This window comes from Rhodococcus olei (assembly GCF_039540555.1).
In the GTDB taxonomy this organism is placed as follows: Bacteria; Actinomycetota; Actinomycetes; order Mycobacteriales; family Mycobacteriaceae; genus Rhodococcus_G; species Rhodococcus_G olei.
Genome location: NZ_BAABFB010000029.1, coordinates 233,615 through 249,030, shown reverse-complemented (window position 1 = coordinate 249,030; position 15,416 = coordinate 233,615). Strand labels below are relative to the sequence as shown.

Annotated in this window: 16 protein-coding genes; all 16 read right to left on the bottom strand. The window is 70.4% G+C overall.

Going from position 1 to position 15,416, the window contains the following annotated elements:
* Window positions 1-250 precede the first annotated feature (250 nt).
* Complete coding sequence (locus ABD951_RS07665) at window positions 251-706, bottom strand: DUF350 domain-containing protein (protein ID WP_345343246.1); 456 nt, start codon at window positions 704-706, stop codon at window positions 251-253.
* Window positions 707-772: 66 nt separating this feature from the next.
* Window positions 773-1,939, bottom strand: coding sequence for a glutathionylspermidine synthase family protein (locus tag ABD951_RS07660; protein ID WP_345343244.1), 1,167 nt, complete (start codon window positions 1,937-1,939; stop codon window positions 773-775).
* Window positions 1,939-2,619, bottom strand: coding sequence for a hypothetical protein (locus ABD951_RS07655; RefSeq protein ID WP_345343242.1), 681 nt, complete (start codon window positions 2,617-2,619; stop codon window positions 1,939-1,941). Before ABD951_RS07655 ends, ABD951_RS07660 begins: the two co-directional genes overlap by 1 nt.
* A 39-nt stretch (window positions 2,620-2,658) precedes the next feature.
* Window positions 2,659-2,970, bottom strand: a complete 312-nt coding sequence (locus tag ABD951_RS07650; RefSeq protein WP_345343240.1) for an acylphosphatase — start codon at window positions 2,968-2,970, stop codon at window positions 2,659-2,661.
* Between the two features lie 11 nt (window positions 2,971-2,981).
* Window positions 2,982-4,136, bottom strand: coding sequence for an SMP-30/gluconolactonase/LRE family protein (locus ABD951_RS07645; protein WP_345343238.1), 1,155 nt, complete (start codon window positions 4,134-4,136; stop codon window positions 2,982-2,984).
* Between the two features lie 13 nt (window positions 4,137-4,149).
* The gene (locus tag ABD951_RS07640; protein WP_345343236.1) at window positions 4,150-4,593 is read right to left on the bottom strand and encodes an OsmC family protein; all 444 of its coding nucleotides are present in this window, start codon (window positions 4,591-4,593) and stop codon (window positions 4,150-4,152) included.
* Window positions 4,594-4,658: 65 nt separating this feature from the next.
* Complete coding sequence (locus tag ABD951_RS07635) at window positions 4,659-5,339, bottom strand: response regulator (RefSeq protein WP_345343234.1); 681 nt, start codon at window positions 5,337-5,339, stop codon at window positions 4,659-4,661.
* Window positions 5,340-7,892, bottom strand: coding sequence for a DUF4118 domain-containing protein (locus ABD951_RS07630; RefSeq protein WP_345343232.1), 2,553 nt, complete (start codon window positions 7,890-7,892; stop codon window positions 5,340-5,342). It abuts the gene before it with no gap.
* A 7-nt stretch (window positions 7,893-7,899) separates the two neighbouring features.
* The gene (locus tag ABD951_RS07625) at window positions 7,900-8,544 is read right to left on the bottom strand and encodes a potassium-transporting ATPase subunit C (RefSeq protein WP_345343230.1); all 645 of its coding nucleotides are present in this window, start codon (window positions 8,542-8,544) and stop codon (window positions 7,900-7,902) included.
* Window positions 8,545-8,550: 6 nt separating this feature from the next.
* A complete protein-coding gene (gene kdpB, locus ABD951_RS07620; RefSeq protein ID WP_345343228.1) occupies window positions 8,551-10,680 on the bottom strand; it encodes a potassium-transporting ATPase subunit KdpB in 2,130 nt (709 codons plus the stop codon).
* Window positions 10,677-12,377: a potassium-transporting ATPase subunit KdpA gene (gene kdpA / locus ABD951_RS07615; RefSeq protein WP_345343226.1), complete on the bottom strand. Its 1,701-nt coding sequence runs from the start codon at window positions 12,375-12,377 to the stop codon at window positions 10,677-10,679. The genes kdpB and kdpA overlap by 4 nt, the downstream gene beginning before the upstream one ends.
* A 4-nt stretch (window positions 12,378-12,381) precedes the next feature.
* A complete protein-coding gene (gene kdpF, locus ABD951_RS07610; protein WP_345343224.1) occupies window positions 12,382-12,480 on the bottom strand; it encodes a K(+)-transporting ATPase subunit F in 99 nt (32 codons plus the stop codon).
* 276 nt (window positions 12,481-12,756) lie between these two features.
* On the bottom strand, window positions 12,757-13,623 hold the full coding sequence (mutM, locus tag ABD951_RS07605; protein WP_345343222.1) for a bifunctional DNA-formamidopyrimidine glycosylase/DNA-(apurinic or apyrimidinic site) lyase: 867 nt from the start codon (window positions 13,621-13,623) through the stop codon (window positions 12,757-12,759).
* A gap of 6 nt (window positions 13,624-13,629) precedes the next feature.
* The gene (gene rnc / locus ABD951_RS07600) at window positions 13,630-14,406 is read right to left on the bottom strand and encodes a ribonuclease III (protein WP_345343220.1); all 777 of its coding nucleotides are present in this window, start codon (window positions 14,404-14,406) and stop codon (window positions 13,630-13,632) included.
* A 5-nt stretch (window positions 14,407-14,411) separates the two neighbouring features.
* Window positions 14,412-14,594: a 50S ribosomal protein L32 gene (gene rpmF / locus ABD951_RS07595; protein WP_137799096.1), complete on the bottom strand. Its 183-nt coding sequence runs from the start codon at window positions 14,592-14,594 to the stop codon at window positions 14,412-14,414.
* 2 nt (window positions 14,595-14,596) lie between these two features.
* The gene (locus ABD951_RS07590; RefSeq protein WP_425569793.1) at window positions 14,597-15,223 is read right to left on the bottom strand and encodes a YceD family protein; all 627 of its coding nucleotides are present in this window, start codon (window positions 15,221-15,223) and stop codon (window positions 14,597-14,599) included.
* Window positions 15,224-15,416: the final 193 nt, after the last annotated feature.

Genomic DNA, 15,416 nt, shown 5'->3' with positions numbered 1-15,416 from the left:
GTCTGAACCGGCCGGACATTCCAGCTCTGAACATTCGATGAAGACCTTTCCCCCTCATCGAACGGCAGCCGACGGCCGCACCCACCCCGCTGGGACGCGCCCCATACCGCCGCTCGACGAATGTATCGAGATTCTCGTGTGTTTCCCCGACGCACCGGACAGTGTTACAGATGGCGCGCGGCGATGCACCGAGGCGTGCCTCGTTCCGAGATGGGGGGCGTGTCTCGTTGCGAGATGTCCGGGCGGATTCCTAGAGGATCGCGACGGCGACGATCAGGCCGAGCGCCAGGTGCGCGGCCGCGACGACCAGCACCTCGGGCGTGAAACGGTCGCGGGCGAGCACGTCCCCGATGTCGATGGCGGTGACCAGTTCGACGAATCGGACCGAAAAGACCTGTGCGGCAATTCCGACGAGTCCGAACACCGCGCTGTAGATCAGCCCCTCGACGAGCCGCCCCGACGAGGCGTAGATCGCGAGCACGATGATCAGCGCCATGCTGACCATCCCGGACGCGGTGACGATCGCCGCGTTCGGGCGCCCCTCCCGCACCAGTTCGCGCAGCTTCCCGGGCGTCGTCCAGTCGATGGCGAAGAATCCGAGAACCATCAGTGCCAGACCGAGAATCGCGTACAGAACGATCGCGGACACGCCGTGGCCGAGCGTGGACCAGTAGTCGCTGCCGAGGGCTGCCACCGCAGTGGTCATCGAGGTTCTCCGTTCGTCGGTGTCGGTGAGGTGTCGGCGTGCGGTGCCGGCCGGGGCGGTGCGCCGCTACGCCTGGGGAATGCGGTGCGGCACGAACGCGGCCCCGTCGTCGGTGACCAGGCCGGCGGTCTCCCGGATGCCGAGTCCGGCGGCCTCGTCGCCGACGATCCACGCGCCGAGAGCCGGTCGCATGCCGTCGAATTCGGGCAGCGGGTCGAGGAGCTGGTAAACGAACCCCTCCTCGCCGTAGATGCCCCCGGTGCTGGTGTCCATGCCTGCGCCGACGATGGAGACGTTCGCGCCCTCGCGGCCGAGCTTCGGTTTGCGGACGTATTCGGTGAGCTCGTGCGGGTCGTCGAGGTAGGCCGGGAGCAGGTTCGGGTGACCGGGATACATCTCCCACAGCACCGCGAGGATCGCCTTGTTGCTCAGGATCGCCTTCCAGAGCGGCTCGATCCACAATGTTTCCGGGAGAAGTTCGACTGCGCGCCTGCCGAATTCGTCGTCGAGCACCCACTCCCACGGGTAGAGCTTGAACAGCGAGGAGATCGGCGCCTCCTCGAGATCGACGAAGCGGTGCAGATCGCTGTCGAATCCGATCTCCTCGATCGCGAGGGCGACGGTGTCGAGTCCGGCTTCCGCGGCGCACTCCTGCATGTACGCGACGGTGACGTTGTCCTCGCCACTGAGGTCGGCACTCGACCACGACAGGTGCAGCTCCGCGCTCGGCAGCTGAGCACGGATCTCGGACCATCGCGCAACGAGCTTCTCGTGCAGCGAATTCCACTGGTCGTCACCGGGATGGGTGTCGGTGAGCCAGTGCCACTGCAGGATCGACGCCTCCAGCAGCGTCGTCGGCGTGTCGGCGTTGTACTCGAGCAGTTTCGCCGGCCGGCGTGCGTCGTAGCGCAGGTCGAAGCGCCCGTACACGTGGGGGTCGCCACGCTGCCACGACTGTGCGATCGGCTCCCACGTCCACTCCGGCAGACCGAAGTCGCGGTAGCGCTCGGTGAGCACGACGTGCTCGACCGCGTTCAGGCACATCGAGTGCAGCAGTTCGACGTCCGCCTCGAGGGCGAGAATCTCGTCCATGTCGAACGTGTAGTGCACGGACTCGTCCCAGTACGGGCGGTTGCTGCCGTCCGCCATCCGGGCCGGCGTGCCGTACACCATGCCCTGGGCGGCGACGGTCTGCTGCCATCCCGACCGCGGGGTACCACGGAGTCTGCGCATCAGGTCCCACTGCTTCCGGAGATCTTGCTGCCGAATCCACCACGCTGAATCGTGGTGCCGGACTTCGTCTTGATCGTCACGCCCTTCGGGGTGACGACGGTGCCGCCGGACACCTTCGTGCCGACGCCGCCGCTGCTGCCGCCGTAGTAGTACCGGTACGTCGAGCCGGCGTAGATGAACACGCCGCCGGCACCGGGAGTTCCGGAACTGCAGTAGGAGTCGTCGACCACGACCTCGGTGTTCGGGTCGATGCAGGTGGCGTCGACCTCGTCGGAGGACAGGACCGTGTACCCGAGCGCGACCAGTCCGACGACTCCGACGACCGCGACGCCGCCGATCATCGCGCGGCGCCGGGTGCGGCGCTTCGCCTCGTCCTTGGCCGACTGCTCGGCCTCGAGCCGCTGTTGTTCCTCCCGGGCACGGCGTGCCTTGTCCCGGGCCCGCGACTCACCGACCGTCGGGGGACGCGGTGTCGTCGTGCCGGGTTCCTGCCTGCGGATGCGGCCGGGCGCCGGGCCCGTGCCGGGCGCCGGCTCGGACGGTGCGCCCGGCTCGGCGGCCGAGGCGCCCTCGCCCGGTGCGCCCTCGCCCGGTGTGGCCTTCGCCGGTGGCGGCTCGGACGGCGCCGCGTCGGCCGCCGGCTCGCCCGCGTCGCGCGGGCCCTCCCCCTCGGGTCCCATCGACCCTGTCCCCTCATCTGTCGACACGAATCTCCGACCCTAGCGTTCGACGAATCCGACCAGCCCACCGGCTGCGTCGGACCAGCTCTCGACGACGAGATCGACGGTGCCGGGGGTCGCGCCGGAGCGCAGCAGATCGAGCAGCCGCTCGCAGTCGCGTCGGGGTCCCTCCGCGATGACGAGCACCCGCCCGTCGGGCCGGTTCGTGGCGTGCCCGACGAGGCCGAGTTCGAGCGCGCGGGCTCGGGTCCACCAGCGGAACCCGACGCCCTGCACGGTGCCGTGCACCCACGCGGTCAGCCGCGCCCGGTCGCCGCTCTCCGGTGCCGCTCCTGCGCCGCGTTCGTCCACGACAGCTCCGGTCAGCTCGCCGGCGGCGTCAGGCGGTGCACCGACCCGTCGAATCCGGTGGTGTACAACGACGCCGGGTCCCAGCCGGCACCGGCCCCGAACCGGACCGAGGAGGTCAGCGGCAGGCCGGTCGCGATCTCGCAGGTGTTCCCGGTCGCGGGATCGACCCGGACGACCTTGCCTGCCCCGTTCAGTGCCATGTACACGGACCCGTCGCTGCCGACCGTCAGGTCGTCGCCGGCGTTCGCGGGCCCGGGACCGGGCAGCGTGACGGTCGTCACGTCACCGGTCAGGTTCGCCGCGTCCAGCGCCCGGAGCTCGGTGGACTTGTCGAAGGTGTTGCCGACGTACACGGTGGATCCGTCCGGTGACACGAAAAGTCCGTTGGCCGAGCCGATGTCGGTGCGCACCCGCTCGGGCTCGCTCGGATCGGTCGCCGGGATGCGGGTCAGACCGGGCCGGTCGCCGAGTGCCTGGGTGACGAGCAGGTCACCGTCCGGCAGGGCGGCGAGCCCGTTCGGCATCGTCAGCCCACGCGCGACGGTGGTGCGGTCGCCGCCGTCCAGGCCCACCGATTCGACGGTGCCGTTGGTGCCGTTGTACAGCCCGGCCATCACGTTGTCGCCGGTGGTGAACAGCACCCGGCCGCCGCGAACCGTGATGCCGCCGGGCGAGGCGACGTCGGAGACGAGGGTGCCCTTCGTTCCGGCGGGGGTCAGCGTGCGGATCGCGCCGTCACCGAACGCGGGGCTCTCCGAGAGCAGCATCGCGCCGCGGCCGTCGAACGCCAGGTTCTCCAGCACGCCGAATCCGTCGGCGACGGTACTGACCTTCCACGAGGTGCAGGCGGCGGCCGGTGCGACGGTGGTGCTCGCGGCGGACGTCGTGGTCGTCGCGGCCGACGTGGCCGGAGCGACGGCAACCGAGGTGGCCGGAGCGACGGCGACCGCCGGGGTGCTCGGCGTCGCGGTCGTGGTCGGTGCCGCGGTCGTGCTCGGCGCCGCACCCGGAATCGGCGGCAGCACGGGCTGCGGCACGGGCGGAATCTGGACCGGGAGCGGCGGGAGCGCGGGCTCGACCGGAACGGGCTGTGCGGCGGCCAGTGGTGCACCGACGACCACGCCGGCGACCACCGCGCCGACCATCGCAACGCGGGACAGAGTCATGGCGCCTATCAGATCACGAATCGGTTTCAATCGAAAGCTGAACGACGGTGCCGGTTTTGAGGGTGCGGCCGACCGTGCACACCTTGTCGATCGACTTCTCCACGACGGTGATCAGCCGCTGCTGCGCCTCGGGGTCCAGTTCGCTGAGGTCGACCTCGAGCACCTCCTCGAGCAGCGGGTACACCTCGTTCACCCGGTCGGCCGCGCCGGACACCCGCACGGTGGCGTCGTAGTCGTCGCCGAGCCGGCGCGACAGCGGCAGGTCCGAGCTCATCCCGCTGCAGGCCGCGAGCGCGATCTTGAGCAGCTCGCCGGGGGTGAACACACCCTCGACCGACTCCGACCCGATCAGGACCTCGGCGCCGCGGGAGCTGCGGCCGGTGTAGCGGCGGGTACCTGTGCGCTCGACCCACAGCTCGGTGGCGGCGGGCGTGGTCGCGGGGCTCTGGTCGGTCATGACCCAATCCTGCCATTGCCGCCGCGCGGCATCGCGGGCGACCGCATCGGACGCGGCCGCGGGGCTCACTCCTGGAAGCGGTAGCCCATCCCCGCCTCGGTGATCAGGTGCCGGGGCGTGGACGGGTCGTCTTCGAGCTTGCGCCGCAGCTGGGCGAGATAGACACGCAGGTAGTGGGTTTCGGTGGCGTACGCCGGACCCCACACCTCGCGCAGGAGTTCCTTCTGGCCGACGAGCTTGCCCTTGTTGCGCACCAGCATCTCGAGCATGCCCCACTCGGTTGGGGTCAGGTGCACCTCCGCGTCGCCCTTGGTCACCTTCTTCGCGGCCAGGTCGACGGTGAACGAGTCGGTCACCACGACCGGGTCGGCGGTGTCGGGTGCGGCCGCTCCGCGACGGACCGCCGCACGCAGCCGGGCCAGGAACTCGTCCATCCCGAACGGCTTGGTGACGTAGTCGTCGGCGCCGGCGTCGAGCGCGGCAACCTTGTCGGCGGAGTCCGTCCTCGCCGACAACACGATCACCGGTGCGCTCGACCAGCCCCGCAGCCCGGCGAGCACCTCGATGCCGTCCATGTCCGGCAACCCCAGGTCGAGGACGATCACCTCGGGGTGCCGTTCGGCGGCGGCCCGCAGCGCGGCACCACCACTGCTCGCGGTCGTCACCTCGTATCCGCGCACGCTCAGATTGATCCGCAGCGCGCGCAGGATCTGCGGTTCGTCGTCGATCACCAGTACCCGTGTCACTCAGTCAGCCTTTCCGATTCCCTCGAGATCCACCACCATCGTCAGCCCACCACCGGGCGTGTCGGTGGCCGTGACGGTTCCACCCATCGCCTCGACGAACCCGCGTACCACCGACAGCCCCAGCCCGACCCCGGTGCTGGTGTCGCGGTCGCCGAGCCGCTGGAAGGCGTCGAACATCTGTTCCTCCGCGCCGCGGGGAATCCCGGGTCCGGAGTCGGCGACCGTGATCAGCACCCGGTCCTTCACCGCCGCCGCGGCGATCCGCACCACCGTGTCCGGTGCATATCGCAGTGCGTTGTCGACGAGGTTCGCGACGACCCGTTCGAGCAGTCCGCTGTCCGCGAGGACGGCGTGCGCACCGACGTCAACCCGGACGCGGTCCCGCGCCGCGGGGCCGGCACCCCACGCCGTCCCGGCCACGACGCCGACGAGGGCCCGGTGCACGACCTCGTCGAGGTACACCGGGCGCAGCGTCGGCCGCACGACACCGGCCGCGAGCCGCGAGGAGTCCAGCAGGTTCCCGACCAGGTTCGTCAACTGGTCGGTCGACTCCTCCACCGTCGCAAGCAGTTCCGCGGTGTCCTCCGGCGAGAACTCGACGTCGTCGCTGCGCAGGCTGGACACCGCCGCCTTCACGGCGGCCAGCGGCGTGCGCAGGTCGTGGCTGACCGCGGACAACAGAGCGCGCCGCAACCGGTCGGCCTCGGCGAGGGCCCGTGCCTCGCTGGCCTGCGCGGCCAGCTGCTCCTGGCGGATCAACCCGACCGCCTGGTTGGCGACGGCCGTGAGCACCCGGCGATCCCGCGCCGCCACCTCGGGCCCGCACAGCGCCAGCGCGTACTCCCCGTCCCCGGCCTCGCACACCGTGTCCGCCTCGTCGAGGGTGCGCGGCGGCGTCTCCCCGACCGCGCTGATCACCCCGTCGCTCCGGTGGACGACGCTGACGGCCCGCTGGCCGTAGGTTTCGCAGACCTTGGCGAGCAGCGCGGACAGGTCGGCTCCGCGCAGCACCGAGCCGGCGAACAGTGCCAGTAGTTCCGCTTCCTGCGACGCCCGACGCGCCTCGCGGGTGCGTTTGGCCGCCTCGTCGACGAGCACCGCGACCGCGACCGCGATCACCAGCAGCACCACCGTGGTGATGAAGTTGTCGGGCTCGGCGATCGTGAAACTGTGCACCGGCGGCGTGAAGTAGTAGTTCAGCAGCAGCCCGGAGATCAACGCCGACAGCGCCGCCGGTGCCACACCGCCGAGCAGGGCGACGAGCAGCACGACGATGAAGAACAAGGCGTTCTGGCCGCCGACGTCCCACAGGCTGTTGACCGCCGCCATCACCAGCGCCGCCAGTGACGGCACCAGCACCGCGGCGATCCACGACACCGCGCGCCGTGGGCGGGACCCGGTCGGCAGCCAGCGTCGCGGCGGTGCCGTCTCCCCGTGCGTGACCATGTGGACGTCGATGCCGCCCGACTGCTGGACGACGGTGGCGCCGATGCCCTGGTCGAGGATCCGCGCCCACCGGGACCGGCGGGAGGTGCCGAGCACCAGCTGGGTGGCGTTGGCGGAGCGGGCGAAGTCGAGCAGGGTCGCGGGGACGTCGTCGCCGACGACGCTGTGCAGGGTGGCGCCGATACTCGACGCGAGCTTGCGGACCTTCCCCATCTCCGGTGCCGACACCCCCACCAGGCCGTCGCCGCGCACCACGTGCACGACCATCAGCTCCGCACTGGCCTTCGACGCGATCCGGCTGGCGCGCCGGATCAGCGTCTCGGACTCGGGACCGCCGGTGACCGCCACCACGACCCGCTCCCGCGCCTCCCACGTGGCGGTGATCGCGTTCTCGGCCCGGTACTTGGCGAGGGCGGCGTCGACCTGGTCGGCCACCCACAGCAGCGCGAGCTCGCGCAGCGCGGTGAGGTTGCCGCGGCGGAAGTAGTTGCTCAACGCCGCGTCGACCTTCTCCGCGGTGTACACGTTTCCGTGGGAGAGCCTGCGCCGCAACGCTTCCGGCGTGATGTCGACCAGCTCGACCTGGGTGGCGGCACGCACCACCTCGTCCGGCACCGTCTCCTGTTGGACCACCCCGGTGATCTGGTGGACGACGTCGTTCAGCGACTCGAGGTGCTGGACGTTGAGGGTGGACAGGACGTCGATGCCGGCGGCGAGCACCTCCTCGACGTCCTGCCACCGCTTCTCGTTCCGGCTGCCCGGCGTGTTCGTGTGGGCCAGTTCGTCGACGAGCACCAGCGCCGGGCGCCGCCGCAGCACCGCGTCGACGTCCAGCTCCCCCATCGACGTGCCGCGGTACTCGATGATCTTCGGCGGTATCACCTCGAGGTCACCGATCTGGGCGGCGGTGCGGGCGCGACCGTGGGTCTCCACCACGGCCGCGACCACGTCCGTGCCGCGTTCCCGGCGCCGGTGCGCCTCGCCGAGCATCGCGTAGGTCTTGCCGACGCCCGGCGCGGCACCCAGGTAGATGCGCAGTTCACCTCGGCGACGGGCGGTGTCGCTGTCACTCACCCCGGGCCTGCGCGCGGACTCGGTACCACTCACCCCGCCATCATCCACCCGCGGTACCGCAACCCGGCGCCGTGCGACCGACCGCGAGGTTCAGCTCGAGCACGTTCACCCGATCCGCGCCGAGGAACCCGAGCTGGCGTCCCTCGGTGTGGTCGGCGACGAGCGCCCGCACCCGGTCCTCGCTCAGGCCGTTGACCTGCGCGACCCTCCGCACCTGCAGCTGCGCGTAGGCGGGACTGATGTGCGGGTCGATGCCCGACCCGGATCCGGTGAGCGCGTCGACCGGCACCTCGTCGGGCCGCACACCTTCCCGATCGGCGATCACGGCGCGGCGCGCCTCGACGAAACCTGCGAGGATCTCGCTGCTCGGCCCCTGGTTGGTGGGCAGCGCGGCCGCGGGATCGCCGGGGGCGAACGGATCGCCGGCGGAGACCGAGCCGGTCACCCGGGCGTGGAAGAACGGGTCCGGTGCGCCGGGGTCGACCTGAGGATCGACCCCCACCCACCGGCTGCCGACCACACAGCCGTGGGCGTCACGGACCGGAGAACCCTCCGCCGAACCCGGCATGATCCGGCCGATCCCCCACACCGCCGCCGGGTACCCGATCCCGAGCAGCGCGGTCAGCGCCAGCAGGACGACGAGCCCCGCGCGCACCTGGCGCAGGAGTCCGAGTGTGAATCGCATCGTCACTCACCCGATTCCGGGGATCAGTCGGACGACGAGGTCGATCAGCCAGATGCCCACGAAGGGCGTGATCACACCGCCGAGTCCGTACACCAACAGGTTTCGGCCGAGCAGCGTCGACGCGCTCGCGGGCCGGTAGCGGACGCCCTTGAGCGCCAGCGGGATCAGCGCGACGATGACCAGCGCGTTGAACACGACCGCCGACACGATCGCCGACTCCGGGGTGGCCAGGCGCATCACGTTGAGGGCGTCGAGCTGCGGATAGACGACGCTGAACAACGCGGGCAGGATCGCGAAGTACTTCGCCAGGTCGTTGGCGAGCGAGAACGTCGTCAGGGCGCCGCGGGTGATCAGCAACTGCTTGCCGATCTCGACGACCTCGATCAACTTCGTCGGGTCCGAGTCCAGGTCCACCATGTTCCCGGCCTCCTTCGCGGCGGAGGTGCCGGTGTTCATCGCAACGCCGACGTCGGCCTGCGCGAGCGCGGGAGCGTCGTTGGTCCCGTCGCCGGTCATCGCGACCAGGCGACCGCCACTCTGCTCGCGCCGGATCAGCTCGAGCTTGTCCTCGGGCGTCGCTTCGGCCATGAAGTCGTCGACGCCTGCCTCGTCGGCGATCGCCTTCGCGGTCAACGGGTTGTCGCCGGTGACCATCACGGTCCGGATGCCCATCGCCCGCAGCTCCGCGAACCGCTGCGCGATACCGGGTTTCACGACGTCCGAGAGCTGGATGACGCCGAGCACCCGGACCGCATCCGCGGAGGCGACCGCGACGACGAGCGGCGTGCCACCAGCGGAGGCGATGTCGTTGACGGTGTCCGTCACCGCGGCCCCGACACTGCCCCCCTCGGCCGACACCCACGCGAGGACCGCGTCACCGGCGCCCTTGCGAATACGCTCACCCACGCCGACCGAGCCGTCGCTCCCCCCAGCGGCAGGCAGATCGAGGCCGCTCATCCGGGTCTGCGCGGTGAACGGCACGAACTCGGCGGCCTTCTCGGCGTCGGACGGGTCGGCGGCCAGTCCGAACTCGGCCTCGCACAGATCCACGATGCTGCGCCCCTCCGGGGTGCCGTCCGCGAGGCTGGACAGCCGCGCGGCGGCGGCGAGGTCGGCGACGTCCACACCGGGCGCCGGGTGCAGCGCGGTGGCCCGCCGGTTGCCGAACGTGATGGTCCCGGTCTTGTCCATCAGCAGCGTGTCGATGTCGCCGGCGGCCTCGACCGCGCGACCGGACATCGCGAGCACGTTGCGTTGCACGAGTCGGTCCATCCCGGCGATTCCGATCGCGGACAGCAGGGCGCCGATCGTCGTCGGGATCAGGCACACCAGCAGGGCGATCAGCTTGATCGGGTCCTGCGCGTGACCGGCGTACAGACCCATCGGGCCGATCGCGACGACGGCGAGCAGGAAGACGATCGTCAGCGACGCCAGCAGGATGTTCAACGCGATCTCGTTGGGCGTCTTCTGTCGCGCCGCCCCCTCGACCAGCGCGATCATCCGATCCACGAACGAGTGCCCGGGCGCCGCGGTGATCTCGACGACGATCCGGTCCGACAGCACGACGGTGCCACCGGTGACCGCGCACCGGTCGCCCCCGGATTCGCGCACCACCGGCGCCGATTCGCCGGTGATCGCCGACTCGTCGACGGTGGCGATGCCCTCGACGACGTCACCGTCACCCGGGATCACCTCGCCGGCGACCACGACCACCCGATCCCCGACCGTCAGGTCGGTCCCGGGCACCGCCTCGATCGCACCGCTGGTCGTGATCCGGTGGGCGGTGGTGTCCTGCTTGACCTTTCGCAGGCTCGCCGCCTGCGCCTTGCCGCGGCCCTCGGCGACGGATTCGGCGAGATTCGCGAACAACACGGTGAACCACAGCCAGCCGGCGACGAGCCACGAGAACACCGACGGGTCGGCCACCGCCATCACGGTCGTCACCACCGACCCGGCGAACACCACGAACATGACCGGGTTGCGCGCGAGGTGCCGCGGGTCGAGCTTGCGGACCGCGCCGGGCAGCGAGGTCACCATCTGCCGGGGGTCGAAGACTCCGGCCTGCACCTGTTTCGGGTGCGGATCACCACCGGATTCGGCGAACGTCACGGGACGTTCCTGGGTGTGCACGGTCATTGGAGCGCCTCCGCGATCGGGCCCAGCGCGAGGGCCGGGAAGAAGGTCAGTGCCGCGACCAGGACGACGGTCCCGGTGAGCAGGCCGGCGAACATCGGTCCGGTGGTGGGCAGTGTGCCGGGCGTGGGTGCGGTTCGCTGCTGCGAGGCCAGCGATCCGGCGAGGGCCAGCACGAACAGGATCGGCAGGAAACGCCCGAGCAGCATGCACACGGCGAGGGAGGCCTGGAACCAGTCGCTGGTGACGGTGAGCCCGCCGAACGCGCTGCCGTTGTTGTTCGACGCCGACGCGTACGCGTACAGCACCTCGGTGAACCCGTGGATGGCCTGCGGGGTGCCCGGGTCGCCCGAGTTGCCGAGGTAGCCGATCGTCGAGCCGAGTGTCACGGTGATCGACGTCCCGATCAGCACCAGCGCAGGCATCACCAGCACCGACAGCGCGGCCAGAGTGATCTCCCGGCGTCCCAGCTTCTTGCCCAGGTACTCGGGGGTACGGCCGACGAGCAGTCCGCCGACGAACACCGCGACGATCGCGAGCACGAGGATGCCGTAGAGCCCGGTGCCGACGCCACCCGGCGCAATCTCACCGAGCATCATGTTCAGCAGCACCGCGCCGCCACCGAGCGGGGACATGCTGTCGTGCGCGGAATTGACCGCGCCGGTGGATGTTCCGGTGGTGGCGACCGCGAACAGGGCGCTGCCGGGGATGCCGAACCGGACCTCCTTGCCCTCCATCATCGCGCCGGCCGCCGACGCGGCGACACCACGGGTACCGGACTCCGCGGCCAGTGTCACCGCGAGCAGGCCGCCCCACAACACGCCCATCACCGCGAGCAGCGTGAGGCCCTGCTTGCGCTCGCCGACCATCGTCCCGAAGGTCCGGGTCAGGCACACCGGGATCAGCAGGATCGCGAGGATCTCCACGATGTTCGTGATCGGGGTCGGGTTCTCGAACGGGTGGGCGGAGTTCGCGGCCAGGATGCCACCGCCGTTGGTGCCGAGCTCCTTGATCGCCTCCTGCGAGGCGACCGGGGCCAGCGCGTTGGTGACCACGTGGCCGTCGAGGCCCGTCGAGGTGAAGCCGGTCCGGACGGACTGGATCACGCCCTGGCTCAGCAGGATCAGCGCGATCAGGAACGAGAGCGGCAGCAGGATGCGCAGGCAGCTGCGGGTCAGATCGACCCAGAAGTTGCCGATCGCACCGCCGTGTGAGACCCGGACGAATCCCCGGATCAACGCGACCGCGACGGCCAGGCCGACACCCGCGGACACGAAGTTCTGCACCGCCAGCCCGAGCGCCTGCGTCAGGTTGCTCATCGTCGTCTCGGGTGTGTACGACTGCCAGTTGGTGTTCGTCACGAACGAGGCCGCGGTGTTGAACGCGACCGCCGGGCTCACGGCCTCGAGGCCGCCGCTCAGCGGCAGCACTCCCTGGACGCGCTGCAGGAGGTAGAGGAACAGCACGCTCGCGGCGGAGAAACCGAGAAGGGAACCGGCGTAGCCGTACCAGGACTGGTCGGTGCGGGCGTCGATCCGGCAGAGCCGGTAGAGGACCGTCTCGATCCGCAGGTCGCGGGATCGGAGGTCGGGGTCGGGGCCGTACACCTTGGCCATGTGGTCGCCGACGGGGACGTAGACGATCGCGAGCACTCCGAGCACAAACGCGATCTGCGGTCCCGCGGCGAGTGCGGGATTCACAGGGCTAGAACCTCTCCGGGTCGACGAGCGCGACGAGCAGGTAGATCACCAGAGCCGCCGCGAGCGCGATCAGCACGACGCTCACGGTGCCGGCCGCGGTCACCGGGCCCGCTTCGGCTGCAGTCCGCGCAGCACTGCCGCGCACACGGCGAAGGTTCCGATGATCAGCATCACGTAGGCCAGATCAGCCATCACGCATTCCTCTTCACACTGCGAAAGGGCCGCCGTCCGTCGGCGCGCCCGGCCCGTCTCGGGCCACAGTGCAGAGTGCTCCCCGAAAAGCCCCGAACGGGGTTCTCTTACGGCTCGCTAACGCGGCCACCCGGGCCGCTTTACGGGATCTTGACGCCCCCGCGTCAGGGTGTGACGTGCGACCCACTCACAGGCGGCGCAGCCGCGGACGCGGCTGGCAGGTCGGGCAGCTGTAGGACGAGCGGTTCATGAACTTCTCCCGCCGGATCGGCGCACCGCACCGCGCGCACGGTTCGTCCTCGCGGCCGTAGGCCGACAGGGAACGGTCGAAGTAGCCGGACTCGCCGTTGACGTTGACGTACAGGGCGTCGAACGAGGTGCCACCCTGGGCGAGCGCCTCGCCCATGACCGCGCTCACCGACTCGAGCAGCAGCCGCACCTGGGGTCGGGTCAGCCGATCCGCCGGGCGGTTTCCGTGAATCCTGCTGCGCCACAACGCCTCGTCGGCGTAGATGTTCCCCACCCCGGACAGCACCGTCTGGTCGAGAAGGACGCGCTTGATCTCGGAGTGCTTCGACCGGATCGCCGCGACCACGGCGTCCGGGTCGAACAGCGGATCGAGAGGGTCGCGGGCGATGTGCGCCACCGGCTCCGGTACCGCGGTACCGCCGGAGTCGACGAGCGGGGCGAGCGCCCAGCCGCCGAACGTGCGCTGGTCGACGAACCGCAACTGCCGGCCGCTGTCGAGTTCGGCGAGGATGCGCAGGTGCTTCTCGCGGGCCACGTCGGGCGACTGCACGAGCATCTGCCCGCTCATGCCCAGGTGCACGACGACGGCGAGCTCGCCCCCGTCGACCTCGAGCCAGAGATACTTGCCACGCCGCCGCGCGGCGGTGACCTCGGCGCCGGTCAGCCGAGACGCCAGGTCGGCGCCGCCGGGCAGGTGCCGACGCACCGCCCGCGGGTGCAGCACCTCGACCGCGGCCACCCGGGAGCCGACGACGTGGGCGTCGAGCCCCCGACGCACCACCTCGACCTCGGGCAGTTCGGGCACGGTGTGTTACTCGCCGGGCGTCTCGTCGCCGTCGGACGACGAGGAGTCCGACCGTCCGTCGGTCAGGGCCTTCCAGGCGGCGCCGGCGGCCTTCTGCTCGGCTTCCTTCTTCGACCGTCCGACACCCGTGCCCAGGGGCACACCGGCGACGACCACGGTCGCGGTGAACTCCTTGTCGTGATCGGGGCCGGTCGCGCTGATCTCGTACGACGGCACACCGTCGCCACGTTCGGCGGTCAGCTCCTGGAGGCTGGTCTTCCAGTCCAGGCCGGCGCCGAGCTTGGGAGCCCGCTCGAGCAGATCCGCGAACAGCCGCAGCACCACCGCCCGTGCGGTGTCGATGCCGTGCTCGAGGTGCACGGCACCGAGCAGCGACTCCATCCCGTCGGCCAGGATGCTGGCCTTGTCCCGGCCGCCGGTCAGTTCCTCGCCCTTGCCGAGCAGCAGGTGCGCGCCGAGTCCGCCTTCACCGAGTCCGCGCGCGACCTCGGCCAGCGCGTGCATGTTGACGATGCTGGCCCGGATCTTCGCGAGCTCGCCCTCGGACTTGTTCGGGTGCGCGATGTAGAGCCGCTCGGTGACGGACAGACCGAGGACGGAGTCGCCCAGGAACTCGAGCCGCTCGTTGGTCGGCAGACCACCGTTCTCGTACGCGTACGAGCGGTGCGTCAACGCCAGGGTCAACAGCGAATCGTCCAATTCAACGCCAAGAGCGGCGAGGAGGGACGCATGTTTCCCCTCCTCGCCGCCGGCGGGAGCCTTCGGGCTCGTACTGCTTGTCACTGCGACTAGACCGCAGCGGTGACCTGACGACCCTTGTAGGTGCCACAGGACGGGCACGCGATGTGGGGCAGCGTCTTCTCGCCGCAGCCACGGTTCGGGCAGGTGATGAGGGTGGGCGCAGTGGTCTTCCACTGGCTGCGCCGCGACCGGGTGTTGGACCGCGACATTCTGCGCTTGGGGACAGCCACTTCTACTTCTCCTCGGCTTCGGTGTTCACACGACTCGTGCTGGACTCTGCATCGGCATCGACACCAGCGGCGTCAACCAACTTCCCCGCGAGGGCAGCCCAGCGAGGATCCAGTATCTCATGCCCATGCCCGGATTCTGCAATCGCCAGGCGAACCCCGCATTCGGGGCACAGTCCCTGGCAGTCTTCGCTGCACAACGGCTGCAGCGGAAGTTCGAGACCGGCGGCGTCGACGATGACCGGTTCCAGGTCGATCAGGTCGTCGACGATCCGGTAGACCTCGTCCTCCTCGGTGGTCTCCTCGGTGACGCTGTTCGGGTAGGCGAACAGTTCGGTCAGGTGGAGGTCGAGTTCGCCCTCGAACGGCTCGAGGCAGCGCGAGCACTCCCCCGTCGTCGCGGCGCGGACGGTGCCGGTGACGAGGACGCCCTCGGAGACCGCCTCGAGGCGCAGGTCGAGTTCGACGTCGGACCCGGCGGGAACCGCGATCAGGTCGAGCCCGATCCGATTCGGAGTGGGCACCGTGCGGGTGAGTGTGGTCATCGATCCCGGACGGCGACCGAGCTTCCGGGTGTCCAGCACGAAACCGCCGGCGTGCGGACGGGGCGCGGTGGAGCGATGGGAGGACACGCGAACACTCTTTCCTTGTGGACCCTGGACGAGACCCGGATTGGGCAACCACCCCAGGGTACGCGACGGCCGCGTGCACGCGAAACCGGCGTACCCGGGTCGGCGGCGCGGTTTCGACCTGCGCCTCCCCTCGACCGGGTGGATGATGACACCAGTCGATTCATCCGAGCCGCGCGGCGGCGCCGCAGTCGAC

Coding starts and splice junctions, on each gene's coding strand:
- ABD951_RS07665 (WP_345343246.1), bottom strand. CDS start 706: ATGACCACTGCGGTGGCAGCCCTCGGCAGCGACTACTGGTCCACGCTC.
- ABD951_RS07660 (WP_345343244.1), bottom strand. CDS start 1,939: ATGCGCAGACTCCGTGGTACCCCGCGGTCGGGATGGCAGCAGACCGTC.
- ABD951_RS07655 (WP_345343242.1), bottom strand. CDS start 2,619: ATGGGACCCGAGGGGGAGGGCCCGCGCGACGCGGGCGAGCCGGCGGCC.
- ABD951_RS07645 (WP_345343238.1), bottom strand. CDS start 4,136: ATGACTCTGTCCCGCGTTGCGATGGTCGGCGCGGTGGTCGCCGGCGTG.
- ABD951_RS07640 (WP_345343236.1), bottom strand. CDS start 4,593: ATGACCGACCAGAGCCCCGCGACCACGCCCGCCGCCACCGAGCTGTGG.
- ABD951_RS07625 (WP_345343230.1), bottom strand. CDS start 8,544: ATGCGATTCACACTCGGACTCCTGCGCCAGGTGCGCGCGGGGCTCGTC.
- kdpB (WP_345343228.1), bottom strand. CDS start 10,680: ATGACCGTGCACACCCAGGAACGTCCCGTGACGTTCGCCGAATCCGGT.